This window comes from Thalassotalea euphylliae (assembly GCF_003390335.1).
Lineage (GTDB): Bacteria > Pseudomonadota > Gammaproteobacteria > Enterobacterales > Alteromonadaceae > Thalassotalea_F > Thalassotalea_F euphylliae_B.
Genome location: NZ_QUOU01000001.1, coordinates 1318515 through 1340138, shown reverse-complemented (window position 1 = coordinate 1340138; position 21624 = coordinate 1318515). Strand labels below are relative to the sequence as shown.

Annotated in this window: 15 protein-coding genes; 12 read left to right on the top strand and 3 right to left on the bottom strand. The window is 45.8% G+C overall.

What is annotated here, in order from left to right:
• Positions 1-75 precede the first annotated feature (75 nt).
• Both DXX93_RS05945 and DXX93_RS05940 read left to right on the top strand, forming a co-directional pair.
• Complete coding sequence (locus DXX93_RS05945; RefSeq protein WP_181902156.1) at positions 76-4629, top strand: EAL domain-containing protein; 4554 nt, start codon at positions 76-78, stop codon at positions 4627-4629.
• 218 nt (positions 4630-4847) lie between these two features.
• The gene (locus DXX93_RS05940; RefSeq protein WP_116007288.1) at positions 4848-5168 is read left to right on the top strand and encodes a hypothetical protein; all 321 of its coding nucleotides are present in this window, start codon (positions 4848-4850) and stop codon (positions 5166-5168) included.
• Positions 5169-5558: 390 nt separating this feature from the next.
• Here the strand turns inward: DXX93_RS05940 and DXX93_RS20705 are convergent, their stop codons facing one another.
• From DXX93_RS20705 to fadI, 3 genes are all read right to left on the bottom strand, one after another.
• The gene (locus DXX93_RS20705; RefSeq protein ID WP_147302646.1) at positions 5559-5759 is read right to left on the bottom strand and encodes a hypothetical protein; all 201 of its coding nucleotides are present in this window, start codon (positions 5757-5759) and stop codon (positions 5559-5561) included.
• A 333-nt stretch (positions 5760-6092) separates the two neighbouring features.
• Positions 6093-8285, bottom strand: a complete 2193-nt coding sequence (fadJ, locus tag DXX93_RS05935) for a fatty acid oxidation complex subunit alpha FadJ (protein WP_116007287.1) — start codon at positions 8283-8285, stop codon at positions 6093-6095.
• Positions 8285-9604: an acetyl-CoA C-acyltransferase FadI gene (fadI, locus tag DXX93_RS05930; RefSeq protein ID WP_116007286.1), complete on the bottom strand. Its 1320-nt coding sequence runs from the start codon at positions 9602-9604 to the stop codon at positions 8285-8287. The genes fadJ and fadI overlap by 1 nt, the downstream gene beginning before the upstream one ends.
• Positions 9605-9868: 264 nt before the next feature.
• Between fadI and DXX93_RS05925 the strand changes: the two genes are divergently transcribed.
• From DXX93_RS05925 to DXX93_RS05880, 10 genes are all read left to right on the top strand, one after another.
• Positions 9869-10825: an AAA family ATPase gene (locus tag DXX93_RS05925; protein ID WP_116007285.1), complete on the top strand. Its 957-nt coding sequence runs from the start codon at positions 9869-9871 to the stop codon at positions 10823-10825.
• Positions 10826-10835: 10 nt separating this feature from the next.
• Entirely contained in the window at positions 10836-11843 is a 1008-nt protein-coding gene (locus DXX93_RS05920; RefSeq protein WP_116007284.1) for a DUF58 domain-containing protein, read from the top strand.
• A complete protein-coding gene (locus DXX93_RS05915; protein WP_116007283.1) occupies positions 11831-12340 on the top strand; it encodes a DUF4381 domain-containing protein in 510 nt (169 codons plus the stop codon). Before DXX93_RS05920 ends, DXX93_RS05915 begins: the two co-directional genes overlap by 13 nt.
• On the top strand, positions 12333-13349 hold the full coding sequence (locus DXX93_RS05910) for a vWA domain-containing protein (RefSeq protein WP_116007282.1): 1017 nt from the start codon (positions 12333-12335) through the stop codon (positions 13347-13349). Before DXX93_RS05915 ends, DXX93_RS05910 begins: the two co-directional genes overlap by 8 nt.
• Positions 13350-13351: 2 nt before the next feature.
• On the top strand, positions 13352-15286 hold the full coding sequence (locus DXX93_RS05905) for a vWA domain-containing protein (protein WP_116007281.1): 1935 nt from the start codon (positions 13352-13354) through the stop codon (positions 15284-15286).
• A 2-nt stretch (positions 15287-15288) separates the two neighbouring features.
• Complete coding sequence (locus tag DXX93_RS05900; protein WP_116007280.1) at positions 15289-17031, top strand: BatD family protein; 1743 nt, start codon at positions 15289-15291, stop codon at positions 17029-17031.
• Positions 17032-17145: 114 nt separating this feature from the next.
• Positions 17146-17712, top strand: a complete 567-nt coding sequence (locus DXX93_RS05895; protein WP_116007279.1) for a sigma-70 family RNA polymerase sigma factor — start codon at positions 17146-17148, stop codon at positions 17710-17712.
• Entirely contained in the window at positions 17705-18418 is a 714-nt protein-coding gene (locus DXX93_RS05890) for a DUF3379 family protein (RefSeq protein ID WP_116007278.1), read from the top strand. The genes DXX93_RS05895 and DXX93_RS05890 overlap by 8 nt, the downstream gene beginning before the upstream one ends.
• Before the next feature lie 123 nt (positions 18419-18541).
• Complete coding sequence (putP, locus tag DXX93_RS05885) at positions 18542-20002, top strand: sodium/proline symporter PutP (RefSeq protein WP_116007277.1); 1461 nt, start codon at positions 18542-18544, stop codon at positions 20000-20002.
• Positions 20003-20330: 328 nt separating this feature from the next.
• Complete coding sequence (locus DXX93_RS05880) at positions 20331-21551, top strand: EAL and HDOD domain-containing protein (RefSeq protein WP_116007276.1); 1221 nt, start codon at positions 20331-20333, stop codon at positions 21549-21551.
• The last annotated feature ends 73 nt before the right edge of the window (positions 21552-21624 follow it).

Here is a 21624-nt window from a genome sequence, read left to right as displayed (position 1 = left end):
GTGCTTTCGATTAAATGTAAGCAAATAATTATAATAAGTGACCTAGTTCAGCTTTCGAGCTGCAAGGCAAACAATTTGGCTGTTCTTTCAATTAATAAACCATCCCCTTTTTGGCTGTTTTTATTCAGCCTATTCGTGTTACTGACAACGAGTGTGACCAGTTTTGCCAGCAATACGGTCAGCGACTTTAAATTCCAACAACTCACCACCGTCGATGGCTTGTCACAAAGCTATGTGTTTTCAATTATTCAAGATGAACAAGGATTTATGTGGTTTGCTACCGCCGATGGTTTGAATCGCTACGACGGCCACGAATTTGTTCACTATCGTCACGATATGAAAGACGCTAATTCTATCGCCGACAACTATATCAGAACGCTGTTTATCGACAGTCAACAAACCCTTTGGGTTGGCACGGGCAATGGCCTCAGCCGCTATAACCCCGCCACCAATGATTTCACCAATTACACGCGAAATGAAACCGCGCGCAACACCTTATCCGATAACGTTATTTGGACTATTGATGAGATCCGCGCAGACAATATCCACGCGCAACTAGCTGGCACTCAGTTACTGGTAGCAACCGATACAGGTTTACACCAGTTCAACACGGCGACTGGCGAATTTACGCTCGTGCGCAATGAAAGCAACAATGAAAGTTTCAGTGCAGTAAAAAGTATTCACCAAGACGGCAAAGGTAACTTTTGGCTAGGCACTTTTGATGATGGTGCTTACCTAGCGAATCAGAATTTTACGTTGGTTAAACACCTCAAAGAGAACACCACAACCACTAGTCAGTGGAATTTTACAATTGACGCCAGCTCAATTTTCGACATTAAGCAGGTTGCTGAAAATTACTGGCTAGCGACAGACAATGGTATTTACATTGTCGATAAAAATTACCAGTTACAACATCACCTCAATCAAAAATCGACAAACTATCAATTGCTTTCCAATCAAGTTCGTTCGATTTTAGCCACCAAAGGCAGTGAGCTATGGGTCGGTAGCAAAGAAGGTATCAATGCCATTGACCTGCTCACCTTATCAACGGTTCAGGTCGCCAAGCGAGGTAGCGCCCCCAATGAATTTGAAGAACCTTGGGTGATGACCTCTTTTCAAGATAAAGTTGGCAACCTGTGGTTTGGCACCTACGGAGGCGGTGTAAAAGTTCACAAAATCAGTAGTCGCCTACTTCAATCAGGCCCCCATACCAGCGATACGGGCGACCTATGGCTAAGCTCTTTTGCCCAAGACGACAATGGTCTTGTTTGGTTTACCAATGAATCGGGACAGCTCTTTCAACAAGCGGTTGACGGAGATAGCGCCGAATTAGTTAATGTCCCACTGGATGTGGCACAAATTCACTATAAAGATGAGCGCACATTGTGGCTTAAAACCTATGGCGAGGCCTTATACGAGCTAGATATTAATTCGTTAGCCCTCAAAAAGCACATCAACTGGCCACCGTCGGCACAATCGTTACAAGAATTGGTCGCCATCGACGAGGCGATCTGTCAAATCAACTCGGCTGGCCATCTCAGTTGCTTTTCAGGGCAAACCGAGCAATCTCAAACCTTTATTCCCGAAGGGGAGCAAGCTATCACCCTGCTCCAAGATCACTCTGTAGATAGCTTATTGCTGCTCACCGAGAGCCAAACCATCTATCGGTTTTCCATTGCCGAGCAACGCTTTGAACTAGTCTACTCGCTATCCGAAACTGAGTTGCAATCACTTATGGTGAGCAATATGCAGCTTAAACGACAAAACTTATGGTTAGCGGCCAGTGGCAAAGGCATTATTCATGTCGACTTGGTCACGAACAAAATTTCCACGTTCAGTGAAAATAACGGCTTAAACAACAGCTATATCGCCGATATGCTGATGTCTGCAGATAGCAACTTATGGTTTGCCACCAATAAAGGAATTGGTGTCATTGATAGCAAAACCAAAATACTCAAACAGTTTGATCGCGATTACGGACTAGATCACATTGAATTTAATGCGCACTCTGCGCTGTTAACATCACAGGGTTGGGCTTATGTGGGTAGCCCTAAAGGCTATATTCGCTTCCGACCACAGCAGTTATTTAACGCACAACAGCAGCTAAATACGCCAGTGATCAACGATGTCACCATTGCCAATAAATCAATCAAAACCTTACCCGCATTCAGTGAGCAAGAGCTGCCGCTTAATCTAGCCAACGCTAAATCATTTACCATTGGCTACCGAGACTTTCCCCTGAGCTTTGAGTTTGTCTCACCCAACCCAGCGCTGGCGAACCAAACTATCTATCGCTACCGGTTAATCGGTCTTGAAGAAACTTGGATTGATACCACGCCAGACAACCGACGCGCGACATATACCAACCTAAGCCCAGGTCATTACAGCTTCGAAATTGAAGTTTTCGATGTTTTTGCCCCCGAGTTGACTCAGCGTTCGCAATTGAACTTTACGATTTCTCCACCTTGGTGGCTTAGCACCAGTGCCATTGTGCTTTATGGATTAGCAACTATTTTGCTGCTCACATACTTTGTTCAACAGCTGCGCCATCGCCATGAATACCTCTATCAAATCAAGAAAAGTGAAGAGCGTCTCAAGCTGTCACTTTGGGGCAGTGGTGACGAGATGTGGGATTGGAATGTTCACTCGCAAAAAATTTTCCGTTCGAACATTTGGGGGATCTTAGATTTTCCACAAGACGGCAAACGCAATGTTGGCGCAGAGCAAACCAATATCCACCCCAATGATATTAAGCGTGTAACCGCGGCCATCGAAGAACATTTCGACAAAAAGACCGATCACTTTGAAACAACTTATCGCGTTATGGATAAGCAAGAAAATTGGGTCTGGGTGCTAGATCGCGGAAAAGTGGTCGAACGCGATGAACAAGGTACGCCAGTGCGTATGACAGGGACGCTCAAAGACATTACCCAAATCAAAAAAGCGGAAGAAAGGCTCAAGCTGTTTGCCAAGTGTATTGAGAACATCTCTGATGCCGTTGTTATTTACGACCGTCAGTTCGCGACTATCGACGTCAACGAGTCATTCACGCGTATCACAGGACAAAGTAAAGCGGAGGTCATGGGCGAACAGCTACAATTTAACCGCTACCCGAACACTTTTTCTCAAGCCATCAAGAAGCAGTTAATGGTCGAGGGCAGCTGGCAAGGTGAAATTGAGAGCCTGCGCGATGACGAGCAGCTCTACTACTGTGACCTTACACTCGATGCCATTCGCGATGAAAGTGGCAATATTTCCCATTTTGTCGGCGTATTTTCTGATGTTACCGAGCGAAAAAAATCAGACGCAGAGCTGCGCCGTCTGGCCAATTCAGACACCCTAACCGGCCTGCCTAATCGCTCTTACTTCCAAGCCAATCAACTGCGTTTGGTAAAAAGCAAAACCGCCCATGCATTGCTGGTATTTGACCTCGATAACTTTAAGAAAATTAATGACTCTATGGGTCACCAAGTAGGTGACATGATATTGGTTGAAGTGGCCAAGCGCATCGCCCGCATTGGTGGCAAACGCATTAGTGTCTACCGCTTAGGCGGTGATGAATTCAGTGTCATTATTGAGAACACTAACGATATCCATACCGTTACGACACTCGCAAAAGAGATACTCAACAGTATTGCTCAGCCGCTAAAAATAAAGAATCAAGAAATCGTCTTATTCAGTAGTATTGGCATTGTGCTCTACCCTGAAGATGGCGCAACCCCTGCTGAGCTGCTGAAAAATGCCGATACCGCTATGTATCACGCCAAAGACAACGGCGGTAATCGCTATCAGTTCTTCAGTGATTCGATGAACAAGCAGGCGGTCAAGCGCATCCAAATAGAAACCTTAATTCGCCACGGCCTAAAAGAAGATTACTTCTCGGTTTTCTATCAACCCAAGATCGATATCGCCAGCGGTAAAGTTGCCGGTATGGAAGCATTAGTGCGCTTTGAAACCCCAACCAAGGGAATAATTAGCCCGCTGGCATTTATTCCGATTTCTGAGGAAACCGGACAAATTATCGACATTGGTGAGATAGTCTTACGCAAATCCTGTTTTGCCACTAAGCGTTGGATAGATGCGGGTTTATTTGATGGCCGAGTTGCCGTTAACTTGTCTGCTGTGCAGTTCACTCAGCCGAACTTACCGCAGATGATCGCCAACATTTTGGCAGAGAGTCAGTTACCGGCTAAGCACCTCGAACTAGAGATCACTGAAGGTACGGTTATGGACTCGCCGCAACAAGCCATTGATACTATGCTGCAAATTCGCTCGATGGGCATACATTTAGCGCTAGATGACTTTGGCACGGGTTACTCTTCTTTAGCTTATTTAAAGAAATTCCCGCTCAATACCTTAAAAATCGACAAAGCGTTCGTCGATGATATTGAAAGCTCTGATCAAGGTCGTAACATGGTGGCAACGATAGTTACCATTGCACATAACCTTGGCATGCAAGTCGTTGCAGAAGGGGTGGAAAACAACAATCAGCTAAGCTTCTTATCAGGGCTCGGCTGTGAACAACTGCAAGGCTATCTTTATAGCAAACCTCTACCGGAAAACGATTTTCAGAAGTACTTACTCAGCTACCAAATTACGGATAAATCAACAAACTTCCTTCACAGCTAAATGCGGTTAAACGCCAACATTTTGCCCCTTGTTGGTATTGTTGCCGCTCACTTGGCAATATTTTGACATTTCTCTGCGCTTATCGATTTTCCCAGCACGAAAAACAACAAATAACCTTAAAAATCAAAAACTTAAAAAAATCAACAATAGCAAAAATAGTGGCATATATTTAGCTAAACCTTATGTGGAATTAACCAATAACCATAAGGAAAAACAAAATGTTAACTTCTATTCTAATGTCACTTTCAATGTCTTTAACGCAACCGGCAGCCGTTCAGCCAGAACAAGTTGTGGATGCCGATGCTGCAACACTGTTCAGCCAAAAGCGCCGCGGCAGCAGAATCATCGAAAGCATTGAGCTGGCGAGTCAAAAACGTCGTGGTAGCCGCATCAGTGAAGAAATGGAATTAGTCAGCCAAAAGCGTCGAGGCAGCCGCATTAGTGAAGAAACGGAATTAGTGAGCCAAAAGCGTCGTGGCAGTAGAATCAGTGAACAAGTTGAACTAGCTAGCCAGAAGCGTCGTGGAAGCCGTATCTAATGTTTGGTTTTATCAAATCGCTTTTCGTTAAAAAGCCCAGTGAGAACAAGATTGCTGCGGCAATCGAATTTAAAGAAACATCAGCTTCGGCTTGGTGGCAGTAAAAATTAGTTTTGTTTAAAAGCAGTAACAACAAACCAAACTTATTAACAATATGCTACAGGGAAGTTAGCGTATCTATTGAATCGCTAGCACAGTATTTTCAATACTTAGCTTTTTTTAACCAAATAGTCATTGAGACTGTTAATGATCATGCTAGCAAGACTCGATTGAACCAACCAGCACTAGCTAACCCCACCGAATTCCAACGCTAAATTTAGCCATTACTCTTGCGAATAGCGCTTACGGATGACTTTTTCGAGTGACTTTTCGAATGGATAAGCGCAGCGATTAAGCCCTAAAAATCAAGTAGTTAAAGCCAAACGCTTTATTTACTTTCATACGTTTTTTCATACAGAACATCGGCCATAACGCGGGGCCAAACACTAAGCCACCTAACGCCCAACGTCTGCGTCCTAGGCCATTTGACAGTGCCTGACAATAAAAGAACAGTGAAGATAATAAAGAGCAAACACCGACTAGCAACAACATAATACAACACCCATCACATACTAAGTTTTAAACGAAATTCAGCGAAAATTATTCGAAGCAGCAAGCGAATTTAATCTAACCCACCAACAATTGATCAAGTGTGCTAGCGCATTTCGAAACCGATGAAAAAACGAGCAGAAATATAACAAAACCACTCAGAGATGAAAAGCAAATCGAGCAAATATTCTACAATTTTATTTGCAAGCGATATGCAACAAAGAAAAGGCGCTATTAATGAATCGACTTCATTAATAGCGCCTTTAGTAATGACAACGCATTGCACCCTGGCAAACGCATTGAGTGCTTGTTGCTCAGTGAATTGGCATTATTGGCTTAGTAGCAAGTAGTGCCCTGCTCCGCCATATCAACTAACGCTTGGCATGGCTTGTAACGCTCGCCGTGCTGCTGCGCCCATTGGTTTAGTTGGTTAACAATGTTCACCGCGCCAACTTTATCGATGTAGCGGTAAGGACCACCTAGGAAAGGTGGGAAACCAATACCAAAAATAGCGCCGATATCACCATCGCGCGCATTGCGCACCACGCCTTCATCTAAACAGCGCATCGCTTCGTTCAGCATCATGTAAACGCTGCGTTTGGCAATTTCTTGCTCGGTTAAACTGCCACTTGGGGTGATACCCAGCAAGCCGTAAATGGTCTCGTCGACCTGCTTTTTGCCTTTTTTAGCCGCTTTACCGTAAAGGTAAAAACCTTTGTTGGATTTCTTACCCAATCGGCCGTCATTGATCAAGCTGTCGAACGCTTCTGGTGCCGTAAAACGCTCGCCCAGTTCAGCCGTTAAAATTGGCGAGATTTTAGCGCCAATATCAATACCCACTTCATCGAGTAATTGCATTGGACCAACAGGGAAACCAAACTTCACTAGCGCTTTGTCTAACTTTTCAATGGGTTCACCAGCAAGCAACATACGTGCGGCTTCATTCATGTATGGCGCTAAAATACGATTAACAAAGAAGCCCGCTTTGTCTTTCACAACAATAGGCGTTTTGCCTTGTTTTTTAGCGAATGCTACGGTTGTTGAAATGGTTTGATCAGAAGTTTTCTCGTGAGCAATAATTTCCGCGAGCGGCATTTTATCTACTGGCGAAAAATAGTGTAAACCGATGACATTCTCTGGGCGCTGTGCTTTTTCAGCAATTTGACCGATTGGCAAGCTTGACGTATTACTGGCAAAGATGGTTTCTGGCTTACAGTGTTGCTCAACATCCGCGACCATTTTCTGCTTTAACGGTAAATCTTCAAAGACGGCTTCGACCACGATATCGGCATCATTAAAGCCTGAGTAATCAAGGGTACCTGTAATGGCCGACATTTGTTTCTGCATTTCGCTATGACGCATAAAGCGACGTTTAACTTTTTTATTCAACAAGTCAAAGCTGTACTTCAACGCCGCACTAATACCATTGTGAGCAATGTCTTTCACTCGTACCGGCAGTTTGGCTTTTGTCGCGGTGACAAAAGCAATACCACCGCCCATTAAACCACCGCCAAGCACACCGGCTTTGCTGATTTTTTCAGGTGCAACACCCGCAACGCCATCTTCTTTTTTCATTTCAGTGGTCGCAAAGAATAAGTTGCGCAGTTGCTCAGATTCAGGCGTCATCACCAAGTGACCAAAATGATCTGCTTCAACTTGGTACCCCATTGCTGGTGAGCGCTCTACCCCAGTGCGCACACAATCAATAATTTTTAGTGGTGCAGGGTAATTACCTTTGGTTTTAGCAAGTACGGATTTACTGGCTTGATCAAACACAATCTTGCGACCAATTGAGTTACCTTCCAGTAAGTTGTCAACCAATGAGCGCTTGAGCTTTTTCGCTTTAACCTTGCCAGCAAGTGCTAACTTCTCGGCTGTTTCGAGCAAAATAGTATTCGGTACGACATCATCCACCAAACCGATTTTCAATGCTTGTTTAGCGCGCAGCTGCTTGCCTGTAAGCATCATGTCCAGTGCTTTTTGAATACCCACAAGCTTAGGTAGTCGCTGTGTACCACCGCCACCGGGTAACAGGCCTAACTGTACTTCTGGCACACCTAATGCGGTTTTCGGGCTATCGCTACAAATGCGCGCATGACACGCCATCGCTAGCTCTAAACCACCACCTAAACACGGGCCGTTAATGGCGGCAATAATCGGTTTAGGAAACTTCTCCATTTGATCAAAAACCATATGGCCATGGCGAGATAAGCTCGTCACTTCTGCGGCTGATTTACAGCTAGCAAGCATATTGATATCGGCACCTGCCACAAACGAGTCTTTTTTACCGCTGACAACAACAATGCCAGTGATACTGCTGTCATCTTTGATTGCTTTAAGCATTTCGGTGACTTGTTCTGTGAATTCGGCTTTGAGCGTATTCATGCTTTCGCCCGGTACATCCATGATCAGATGCGCAATACCGTTTTCTTGACGAGTTAATGTAAACACACTGTTGTCAGCGTTTTTTGCTTGCTCTGCCGCTTGTTCTGCTGCTTGCTTGCTTGTTTGAGTTGTTACCTGAGTCATTAGTCTGTCTCCACAATCATGGCCGCACCAAGGCCGCCGGCCGCACAGGCAGTTGTTAAACCAACGCCACCACCACGACGATTTAGTTCATTCAATGTTTGAGTGATTAGGCGCGCACCGGTCGCAGCAAATGGGTGACCATAGGCCAGCGAGCCGCCCATTACATTGAATTTATCCATATCAATTTCACCGATAGCCTTATCGCGACCTAAATGCTCTTTAGCAAACTTGGTTGAGCCAAACATTTTCATGTTGGCTAGCGCCTGCGCAGCAAACGCTTCGTGCATTTCAATCAAGGTTAAATCACTTAATTCCATGCCGGCGCGTGCCAATGCAATCGGTGTGGCATAGCTAGGCCCCATTAACATGTCTTCCCAGACATCAATGGCGGCGAAACCGTAACTTTTGATGTAGCCAAGCGGTTTGTAGCCCAACTCTTTAGCGCGGCCTTCACGCATCAATACAACCGCAGCAGCACCATCAGTAAGTGCTGTACTATTGGCCGCAGTTACCGAGCCGTGTTTGCGATCAAATACAGGCTTTAATTTGGCATAACCGGCCAGCTCTGAGTTTTCACGGATACAGTTGTCTTTATCAATAAAGGATTTATGTGGCTGCGGATGCGCGGCCATCACTTCATTAGCTAACTTGCCCGCTGCCCAGCTTTCAGTGGCAAGCACGTGCGAGCGGTGCGCCAATTCATCTTGTGCTTGGCGAGTAATACCGTGACTTTTTGCCATTTGCTCTGCGGTTTGTCCCATTGACAAGCCCGTTGAATATTCAGCAACCGCAGGCGGCACAGGTAGTAAATCTTTTAACCCCAACTGCCTAATGAGGGCAAATTTTTGCCCCATAGTCTTGGCTTTTGAGAGGTCGAGTAAGGTTTTGGCAAGCTTTTTGGTCACGCCAATAGGTGCTACCGACGAAGAGTCTGCACCACCAGCGATACCGACATCAACGACGCCAGCCATGATAGATTCGGCCACATTTACTGTTGATTGGAAACTGGTTGCACAGGCGCGCGATACGCTGTACGCATCGGTATGAACATTCATCCCCGTGCCTAAGACAATTTCACGAGCGATGTTTGGCGCTTCGGGCATTTGCACCACTTGACCAAAGACTAATTGATCAACGATCTTGGGATCGATTTCATGTTTTTGCATTAATTCGTTGACGACCATTTTGCCTAAATCGACAGCAGGAACGCCGTGGAAGGCTGTCGCTTGCTTAGCAAACGGGGTACGCAAGCCAGCAACGACGGCAATGCGCTCTCCTTTTGGCGTAGTAATGGTTTGGGACACTTTGTTTTTGGGCATTTGTATCTCTCTTTTCTAAAGAGGTCTGACCTCTCGGAGTTTTAGTCAATTCTAACCGCTACGATTTTTTTTTCAACAATACCAATCCTTCTTGAGAAAATTTCCCCTTTTAATTAAGTGTGGGAGATTTTCTTACAAGTTTTAGCTTGCATTAAATAGTTTGAACCTTATATAAAAAACAACGTCATATTGCGACACTCATTACATTTTCACGAAGTTTGTCGTAAACACATAAAAATAGAAGATAAATAGTAAACAATTCTTATGACTATCGAGCATTTTTCAACTCTTAAAGAGCACTTATCTCAGCAAATTATTGGCCAGCAAGACATGGTCGAAAACCTGTTAATCGCCCTACTCGCCAATGGTCATCTAATTGTTGAGGGGCCACCGGGCCTTGCCAAAACACGCGCAGTTAACGCACTGGCAGATGGCTTAGAGGCCGATTTTCACCGCGTGCAATTTACCCCCGATTTATTACCCGCAGATTTAACCGGTACTGATATTTATCGCCCAGAAGACGGTACATTTGTCTTTCAATCAGGACCATTGTTTAGAAACCTGGTGTTAGCCGATGAAATCAACCGGGCGCCAGCCAAAGTGCAATCGGCACTACTTGAAGCCATGGCGGAAGGGCAAATTACCGTTGGCCGAAAAACTTATCAGTTACCAGAGCTGTTTTTAGTTATGGCAACGCAAAACCCGTTGGAGCAAGAAGGCACTTACCCACTGCCAGAAGCGCAATTAGATCGCTTTTTAATGCACCTCGACGTTAGCTACCCCGACGCAGCCAGTGAATTGGAGATATTGAAACTCAATCGCGGCGAAGCATTAAAAGTAGAAAGCAAACCACTGCGCACACTATCGCAAGCAGAAATTTTTGCCGCTCGAGAAGAAGTATTAAAAATTCACATGGCACCAGCGGTTGAGCAATATATTGTTGATTTGATCATTGCCACTCGCCAACCGGAAAAATATGACGACAAGCTCAAACAATGGCTCGCGTTTGGCGCCAGCCCACGAGCCACTATTGCGCTCGATCGCTGTGCGCGTGCACGAGCGTGGCTACACAACCGCGACTTTGTCAGCCCAGAAGATGTTCAAGCAGTTGTTCACAATGTGTTACGACACCGCTTACTGTTGACCTACCAAGCCGAAGCCGAAGGGGTGACGACCAACCAAGTAATTAGCCACTTATTGTCTTTGGTGGCAATAGCTTAGTAGGTGATCAATGAAATGGTTCAGTCGCCAAAGCGACACAGACAAATTTGCCGTACTCACGCAAACGCTAAATGAGCTAAAAAGTGATGGCCTAACCCTCACTATCGACGAGTTGTTGCGTTATCAAAGTAAAACCAGCTTGATTGACTTGAAGGCCTCGCGCAATCAAACCTCACGTATGTCGGGTAACTATTTATCGCGCAGTAAAGGCCGAGGCATGGAGTTTGACGAAGTTCGCCATTATCAGCACGGTGACGACATTCGCGCGATTGATTGGCGCGTGACGGCCCGCACGGGGAAAACGCACACCAAACTTTACCGCGAAGAAATTGAGCGCCCGGTGTTAATTGCCACAGATCTCAGTACTAGCATGCTCTTTGGCAGCCAGTTATTGTGCAAGTCTGTACAAGCTGCCCATATTGCCGCCTTGGTGGCTTGGCATGCTAAAGCGCGCGGTGATCGCTTAGGTGGTATGGTATTTAACGAAACCAGTCACCAAGAGTGTAAGCCAAGATCGCGCAAGCAAGGGGTGCTGCACTACCTTCACCACCTCGAAGCCATGCATGCGCAAAGCTACAACGAGCAAACCAACCTAGCCGAACATGACTTTGTCACCGCGTTTGCGCAAAATTGCCAGCGCCTAAGGCAGTTGTCTAAGCCGGGCAGCCTTGTGTATTTGATTACCGATGGTCACGCCATTGGCAGCGAAAGTGTTCGCCACTTGTCACAATTAAGCCGCCATTGCGAGCTCATTGTTTGCTTGATCACTGACCCGCTGGAAGTTGCCTTACCCAGTTCAGCCCAACGTTTAAACGTGGCGATGACCGATGGCAGCCAGCGCCAACAAGTCACCTTGGGCGATCAACACGCAGCACAAACTTATCACGACAAAGTGAGCGATTTAATGACAGAGCGCCAGCAGCTATTTCGCCAAGCAGGCGCTCGGTTACTGACCTTGTCAGCAGGCGAATCACTTGAACAGCAGCTAATCGACGGAGCGCACCAATGGATCCGTTAGCGCAACTAAAAGATATCCATCTACCCACCCCAGTATCCGATCTACCTATTGCCCCAGGCTGGTGGATATTACTTGTGCTCGCCATCAGCCTTTGTGTGTGGTCAGTAATGGCATGGGTGCGCTATCGCAAGGTGCGAAAAACGCAGCGAAAATTATTAGCAGCGCTTGCAAGCGCTGACACCTTAGCGAGCAGTAGCCAACTGCTCAAGCTTGCTTTGGTCAGCTATTACCCTCGTCAAGATACCGCTAAGCTATTCGGCAGTAACTTGCGAGCTTTCTTGGTAGCGGCTTTGCCGCCTAAGAAACAAGCCAGTTTTGACCAGCTAATGCCAGAAAATATCGCAGGTATTTATCAAGCCAATGCCGACATTAACCTCAATGATTTTAACCAAGCCATTCGCTTTTGGTTAACCCATGCGCTGCCTGCTCCAAAGGCACACAAAAAAACGTATACAAATAAAATGAAGACCAACGCTGTTAGAGGTCAAGATGATTAGTTTTGCTTGGCCATACTTACTACTCGCATTGCCACTCCCTTTACTGGTGTATTTTTTACCCGCTAAACGACAAGTACAAGTTGCTGCGCTCAAAGTTCCTGCACTGGTTACAGGGTTAGACGCTGGCGCGCAAACCGACACCAGTAAAAAACTTTCCATCGCGGTACTTTGTTTAGTGTGGATTTTATTAGTGATTGCCGCCAGTCGCCCACAATGGCTAGGTGAGCCCATTGATATTCCCACCGAAGGGCGCGAAATGATGATTGCCGTCGATTTATCGGGCAGTATGCGCGTTGAAGACATGTCCCTTAACGGCAGCACAGTTAATCGATTACAAATGCTCAAAGTGTTGTTAGGCGACTTTATTGAGCGCCGTGTTGGTGATCGCCTTGGCCTGATTCTGTTTGGCGATGACGCTTACATGCAAACCCCGATGACTTTTGATCGCGAAACAGTGGGGCAAATGCTGGATGAAACCGTACTCGGCTTGGTCGGCCAAAAAACAGCGATTGGCGATGCCATTGGTTTGGCGGTAAAGCGCTTTGAGCAAAAAGCAGAATCAAACCGCGTGTTGCTGTTACTCACCGATGGACAAAACACCGCAGGAAAAATAACCCCAGAGCAAGCATTAGAGCTGGCTGTCGCTAAGGGCATAACGATTTACACGATAGGTATTGGCGCTGATGTCATGCTCCAACGCTCATTGTTTGGTATGCGCCAAGTCAACCCGTCAAGCGAGTTAGATGAAAAGACCCTAACCGAGCTTGCCGAGCAAACTGGAGGCCGATATTTTCGCGCGCGCGACAGTGAATCAATGGCACAAATTTATCAGCTACTCGATCAGCTCGAGCCGGTTGAGCAAGATCAGCAGCAAATGCGGCCACTGACTGCATTGTTTTTCTGGCCGTTGGGGTTAGCCATGGTTATCGCTACATTGCATTTATTGTGGCTTAATCTGCCAAATGCTAGACGGTTCAATCAGCTACTTGGCGAAAAAAAGGAAGCTTAACCATGACAGAGTTTCATTTTATTCGACCACTTTGGCTACTAGCACTCATTGCGCTACCCGTCATCGTTTGGTTAATTAAGCGCCTGCAAGTAAGCCATAGCAGTTGGTCGAGTATTTTACCGCCACATTTAGCCGCGAGAATGATGGAGCAAGGTGGCCCATCCAAAGGCTTATCAGTTATCCCTGCTTGTGTAATGTATGCTTTAGCCATTTTGGCGCTCGCAGGCCCGACTTGGCAAAAGCTCCCACAGCCAGTGTATCAGGTTGAGCGAGGTTCGGTCATCGTAATGGATATGTCTTATTCCATGTACGCAACGGATTTATCACCCAACCGTTTAACGCGTGCACGCTTTAAGGCCGTTGATTTACTGGATAGTCTTAACGAAGGCGATATTGGTTTAGTGGCCTACGCCGGCGATGCATTTGTGATTAGCCCACTAACGCAAGATATCAATAACATCAAGTTACTGTTGCCTTCACTTAGCCCAGAGCTAATGCCTGCGCTGGGCAGTAACCCACTTGCAGCACTCGACCTTGCCCAGCAGATGCTAGCCAATGCTGGGCACGTCGAAGGGGATATTTATTGGTTTACCGACGGTATCGACCAAGAGGATATTCGAGACTTAAACGACTGGTCAGCGCAATATCCGCACACAGTGAATATTTTAGGTATCGGCTCTCGTCAAGGCGCGCCGATCAAATTACCCAACGGCGAGCTGCTCAAAGATGATCGCGGCGCAATTGTCGTGCCTAGACTTTCAGATCAATATTTATATGGCGTTGCAGGAAAAAGTAGCGGCGAATACCAAACCATTCGCAATGACAACGCCGACGTCGAAGCGTTAATTAACAATGCCAAACTCGCCCAAGAGAAAAACGAGAGCCCGGAGGAATTAGCTAGCAGCGAGCAGAATTTAGGTGATCAAAATTTAGGAGACCAGTGGCAAGAAGCTGGCCCTTACTTGCTGGTTGCCGTGTTGCTGTTACTACTCCCCTATTTTCGTCGTGGTGTGTTGTTGGGGCTATTACCAGCAGCTTTGCTACTCACCCCCAGTGAGCAGGCGCTGGCGCTTGACTGGCAAAGCCTGTGGCAAACTAAAGATCAACAAGGCCAAAAAGCCTTTGATCAGCAAGCATTCGAGCAAGCAGCCAAGACGTTTAACGATCCCATGTGGAAAGGCTCGGCTATGTACAAGGCCGGCGATTTTCAAGGAGCGGCAAAAGCCTTTGCTGAATTAGACAGTGCGCAAGGCTATTACAATCAGGGCAACGCGCTGGCTAAAATGCAGCAATTTGACGAAGCGATTAACGCCTATGAGCAAGCATTAGCGATGTCACCTGAACACAGCGATGCAAAAGCTAACAAAGCATTGATTGAAGAGTTGAAAAACCAACAACAAAATCAGCAAAACTCAGATAATGACTCAGAGCAAAACGCTGACAATAGCTCAGACAAGGAAAGTCAACAGCAAGGTGATGACAGCCAAGGCGACCAATCGCAAAACCAACAAGATCAACAAAGCGATGCTGAGCAAAACAACGAGCAGAGTTCAGACCAACAGGACAGCGCCCAGCAAAATAGTGATCAGCAAAACAACGCTCAAGAAAACAATGAGCAAAACAATAGCCAGCAAGATCAATCACCTCCTGATAGCGGCTCACAGCAACCGGAGCCATCGGATTCAGAAAATACGCCTGAAAACGAGCAAGCAGGAGATCCGCAAGCACAACAAAGCCAAGCGCCCGAAGAGACTAATCAACAAGCTCAGGCAGGAAGCTTAGGTGACCCGCAAGATCAAGAGCAAGCGCAAAAACATCAACAACTGCTCAAGAAAGTCACAGACGACCCGTACTTATTGCTACGTAACAAAATGCAGTTGGAATATCAAAAAAGACGCCAAGAAGGTTCAAATAACGGAGTTAAGAAAAAGTGGTAAGAATGTTATGGCTAGTGACCTTGATAACAGTGGGACTATGCTTTTCACCAACAAGCCTTGCGCTCAGTAAAATCACCGCAAGCGTTGATAAAAACCCGGTCACGGTCAAAGAATCCGTTGTCCTTACCATAGTTGCAGACGATGATGTTGACTCTAACGCGCTTGATACATCAAAGCTGTTAGCTGACTTTATTGTCGGTCGCACGTCAGTGAGTTCGCAAACAAGCATGATTAATTTCAACACGACTCGCACCACGACGTGGCAGACGCTATTAATTCCCCGTCGAATGGGCAATATCACGATTCCGCCGCTGACCATTGAAAACCAGCAAACCGATCCCATCACCTTGACTGTGCTCGATGCCAATGACCCAGCGGCGAGCCAACAACGCGATGTTTTTATCACAGCACAAGTGTCTAATACCGAAGTGTATGTGCAACAAATGCTGACCTTGACGGTTAACATTCACATTGGTGCCGAATTAAAGCGTGGCAGTTTAACGGAGCCAGAGCTTGAAGGCGCAACCATAGTGCAAGTGGGCAAAGATGCTGAATCTGACACCCGCGTCAATGGTAAGCGTTATCGCGTGATCACGCGCACCTTCTCGGTGACGCCACAACAAAGCGGTGAGTTTGTCTTACGATCACCAATGTTTAGCGGTGAAATCATGATGCAATCGGGTCGCCGTAATAGCTTTATGTCATTTGGTGAAAGTAAAGCCATTAGCGTCTTAGGTGACGAAGTGCCAATTACCGTAAAACCCATGCCAGCAAGCTTTTCAGGTCATTGGTTACCCAGCGAATTACTAACCCTGCACGAAGAATGGCAACCGGATACTTCCTCAGGCGAAGCGTTTCGCGTTGGTGAGCCAATCACTCGTACCATCACCTTAACTGCGGTTGGCGTGAGCGAAGAGCAATTACCCGATATCGAGTTAACGGCACCGCAAGGGATTAAAATTTACCCCGATCAGCAAACCACACATGCTAATGCGGCAAATGGCCGCCATGTCAGCCAAGCGGTGAGTAATTTTGCGATCGTCATTAGTAGACCGGGTCAATACACCTTGCCAGCGCTAGAAGTTCCTTGGTTTAACACAGTTACCAAGCGCATCGAAAAAGCGATATTACCGGCCAAAACCATTGACGTGGTAGCAGGTGAATTTGCTGGAGCATTTCCTGGAGAACAGGGCAATACAGCCCCCATCGCAAGTGTCGATGCCAGTTCAAACCCAATAACGGGCAGCGCACCTTCAACAAGCACAGCGCCAGTTACTGTTTATCAGGCGCATTGGCTACAATGGGTGTTTTTGAGTTTGTGGATAGCGACTAGCCTTGCTTGGGCAACGACAGAGCTGACTCGCCGAGCGCGAAAGAACAGCCAAAGTAAGCAAATTAGTGAAAAAAACATGCCCGTAAGCAACGCACAATTGGCGCTGATTGCCGCCTGCCAGCAACAAGACGGTCACAAGGCAATAGGCTTGCTCGTTGCTTGGTTTAATCAAGTAAACGGCGCATCTGAGCAATTTATAGATGAAAAAGGCAAAGCCGTTGAAACCATCGCCGAGCTAAAACAAGTTAGCCAAGACACAGCGCTGAATGAAGCAATTGACGAGTTACAGCGCTATTGCTTTAGTGGTCAAGCGTGTTCATGGTCAGGCAATGCACTGGTTAGTGCTATCAATCGCATCAGTAAACAGCAACAACAAAAGAATGCTGACGCGTTACCTCAATTAAACCCATAACACACTCTTTTTCGCATGGGATAGGTGCGCTTTAGCGCACTTTTTTCTGTCTTATCAAGCAAGTTCCGGTTAAGCTAGCGCTATATTCAGTGGCGCTAGCTGTCCGGATCCTCAATGATAAAAAAAATTCGAAATAATTTAACCACTGCTAAGGTCTCATCCAGCATGAGTACAAAACAAGTTAGATATGAAGCCTTAGTTAAAGCGTTACATACCGATTTATTCCGTTATGCGTATTGGTTAACTCATGACAAGCAAGTAGCGGAAGACCTAGTGCAAGAAACCTTTTTAAGAGCTTGGCGTGCGTTAGACTCATTGAAAGATGAAAAAGCCGCCAAGTCTTGGTTAATCACTATTTTACGTCGTGAAAATGCACGCCGCTTCGAGCGTAAACGTTTTGACATGGGCGAATATGAAGAAGCATCGATTACTGATCACCTATCGACCAGTACCGAGCAAGAAATCGAAAACCACTGGCTACGTGAGCGCATTGCAAAAATGCCAGAGGAATACCGTGAGCCACTTGTACTTCAGGTGATCGGTGGGTTTAGTGGCGAAGATATCGCCGAAATGCTTGGGCTCAATAAGAACACTGTCATGACACGGTTGTTCAGAGCGCGCAATCAGCTCAAAGATGCTTTAGACAAAGAACCAGTGAAAAGAGGTAACTATAGTGGATGATTTGCAGTTTAGGCGACATTTGTATGCTGCACCCAATAGTCAGGATCCGGAATTTTTAGCTGCCAAGCAGGCGGATGAGTCTCGCGCACAATTTGCTCAAGAAATTGAGGAATTAGACAGTAAAATAGCGCAAGCACTAAAAGTACCTGTACCAGAGGATTTGAGTAATAAGCTGATCTTGCGTCAAGCGATGGCAAGTCATCAGCAACAAAAGCGCAAAAGTCGTATTCATTTGGCGTTAGCAGCATCCGTTGCTTTTGCCGTTGGCTTAACCGTTAATATGCTGCAGTTTTCAAGCGCCTATAACAACGTAGGTGACTACGCGATGGCGCATGTGTACTACGAGCAAGATAATTTTAGCAATGATATGCCGGCAAACATTACGTTGGCGTCGTTGAATAACAAAATGTCGACCTTTGACGGTAACTTTATCGACATGATTGGCCAGCTTATCGCCGCTGACTATTGCCGTTTCGATGGCATTAAGAGTTTACATTTAGTGTTTCAAGGAGAATCATCGCCAGTCAATGTGTTTATCGTACCTGAGCGTGACGAAGTGGCGTTTGCGGAAGCATTTAGCGATGAGAAACTCAATGGTAAGTCATTTAAGCATGGCAAAAACCAGGTGATTGTCGTTGGTGATAAAACAGAGTCACTCAACCAATGGAAAGAGAATATTAACAAAAATATTCAGTGGTCTATTTAGTCTAGCCCTCTGTTGTTAACCTCTGTTTACTCTTGCCTATTCACAATTGTTGACTAAAGTGGAACAGGCATTTGATTCTTGTTAGCATGGCTGGATAATCAGTCATCTAGCAAGAATAATATAATGACAACATCCCTTCCCACCCTTGTCACCTTTATCGGTTACTTACTAGCCATACTTTCCATCGGCTTCATTGCCTATCGCGCAACAGACACCTTGAGTGATTACATTCTTGGCGGACGCCAGTTAGGGCCAGCCGTTACCGCGCTAAGCGTAGGGGCATCGGATATGAGTGGCTGGCTATTGCTTGGCCTACCCGGCGCTATTTACCTCTCGGGTGCCAGTGAAGTTTGGATTGGTGTTGGCTTGGTGATTGGTGCTTTTTGTAACTGGCTTATTGTCGCCCCTCGCCTGCGACAGTTCACCGCCAACGCCAATGATTCCCTAACATTGCCTGAGTTTTTCGAGAATCGATTCAACGACAAATCACATATTTTGCGCTTTATCTCTGCCCTCACCATTCTTTTGTTTTTTACCTTTTACGTATCATCAGGCTTAGTTGGCGGCGCCATTTTATTTGAAAAAGTGTTTGGACTTGATTACACGCAAGCACTAGTGGTTGGTGCATTAGTGATTGTTACTTACACTTTTCTCGGCGGCTTTTTAGCAGTCAGCTGGACTGACTTTTTCCAAGGGTGCTTGATGTTGATCGCCCTTATTTTCCTGCCGATTGCCGCCATCAGTGCGCTCGGCGGGCTAGAGCAAACAACAACAGCCATTGCAGCCATTAACCCCGATTACGACAATTTATTTAAAAACTTTACCTGGTTAGGCTTTATTTCATTGATGGCTTGGGGATTAGGTTATTTTGGCCAGCCACACATTCTCAGCCGCTTTATGGCAATTCGCTCGACAAGCGACATCCCGACATCGCGTAACATTGCCATGGTTTGGATGGTCGTTTCACTTGCTGGCGCACTAGCCGTTGGTCTAGTTGGCCTTGCTTATTTTGCCGACCAGCCACTGGAAAATCCTGAAACCGTATTTTTACAGCTCGCCTCTGCCGTGTTAAACCCTTGGCTGGCAGGTTTACTTATCGCCGCCATTTTATCGGCGATCATGAGTACCATCGATTCACAATTACTGGTGTGCTCAAGCGTCATTGTGGAAGATTTTTACAAACACATCAGCAAGCGTGACGCCAGCGAAAAAGAGCTGGTTTGGCTGTCGCGCCTGTCACTTGCGGTAATCGCGATTATTTCGACCTTGATTGCGACAAATCCAGAAAGTAGCGTGCTTGATTTAGTGAGCTATGCTTGGGCAGGCTTTGGGGCAGCATTTGGGCCAACGGTCATACTGGCCTTGTTTTGGTCTAAATTTAATAAGTTTGGCGCTATTGCCGCCATTGCCAGCGGTGCCATCACAGTGGTGGTATGGAAGCAACTGAGCGGCGGTATATTCGACTTATACGAAATCGTGCCGGGCTTTATCGTTGCTTTTGTTGCTGGTTTTATTGTTAGTCGCTTAATCGACTCAAATAACACCGAGCCTGAGCAAATATTTAATCAATTGCAACAGGAGTAGCTGCCGAGTACTTACTCACCTGTAGCTAGGCTATCTGGGTCGTTTTCTTTCTGCACAGGTGACGGATTATTTAGCGCTAGATAGGCCATAATTTGAGACAAAAAATTGGCTATCTGGCGTGCTTTACCTTATAGTGCGTTAAATTTTTGTGAGTAAGCTAACAGACTATTAACGAACGCGTTTAAAAACTAGTTTTAGCGCTGCTAAAACCGTAATAAACTTTGGTTAAATATCAGTTTTACGGCAATGAGCAGTTATTAGCTAACAAGCGTTTAACACCATCACTTACTCACGTGCCATACAGAATTTCGCTAAGGATTTTTACTCGATGTATTTTTATGCAGCGCGTCAACCCATACTTGATAAAAACAAAAATCTCTTCGCCTACGAATTGTTATTTAGAGATAGCATAGATAACGTTTTCCCAGAAATTGATGGTGACGTAGCAACCAGTAAAATGGTTGAAGCTAGCCAATTTAACATGGGAATACACGAGTTCACGGGTAACAAGCCAGCTTTTATCAACTTTACACTAGATACCTTGAGCAAAGGCTACCCTGCCATGCTAACCAAGGAAGAAGTGGTTGTCGAAATTCTAGAAACCATTAAGCCGGGCAAAAAGCTGTTGGCGCTTTGCCAAGACCTTCACCAAAAGGGCTACACCTTAGCGTTAGATGACTATATCCATCAAAACGTGTGGGCGCATTTTTACCCTTATATCAAGATCATTAAAATTGATATTCAAGACACCTCTTTCGAGCAAATTAAAGAAATAAAACAAGCCATCGCTAAATATCCTCATATTCAGCTGTTGGCAGAGAAAGTAGAAACGTACGAAGAGTACAACCAAGCCCTGGAATTAGGTTTTGAATACTTTCAAGGGTACTTCTTTTCCAAGCCAGAAATGGTAAAAACCAAAAACTTGTCGCCATCACAAATTGCGATGGCTGAGCTTTTGTATGAAACTAGCAAACCAGAGCTTGATTTGGCGAGCATCACTTCGGTTTTTGAGCGTGATGTGACGCTTTCATACAAGCTATTGCGCTATGCTAACTCACCGATATTTAGACGCCGCAGTGAAATTGCGACAATCAAACAAGCCCTCGTCATTTTGGGCTCAGCGGAACTAAAACGTTTTATCGGTTTGATGTTTGCAGCCAATGTCAACCCAGACAAGCCGTCAGAGCTTATTAACTTATCCATGGCACGGGCAAAATTCTGTGAACTTGTCGCTACGAAGGTTACTCCGCCACTGGATAATTCAATCGCCTTCTTAACTGGCTTATTGTCGTTGATCGATGCGATCTTAGATGAAGATATAGAAACCGTACTCGAAAAACTGCCATTGTCACAAGAAATCAAAGACACCTTACTGACAAAGAAAGGGGTTATGGCGGCACTAATCACACTGCTAGAGCTGATTGAGCGAGCAGAATGGGACAAAACAAGCTTAGTGATGGATAAGCTTCAGCTCGATAAAGAGCAAACCGTTGAGTTTTATAACCAAGCACTTGCTTGGGCAGATGAACAAGCCCAGCAAGTCAGCTAAAAAAAGAGCACCTGCGGTGCTCTTTTTCATGTTAATGACCCATCCTAAATAAGGTTGACGACTTGTCAGCATC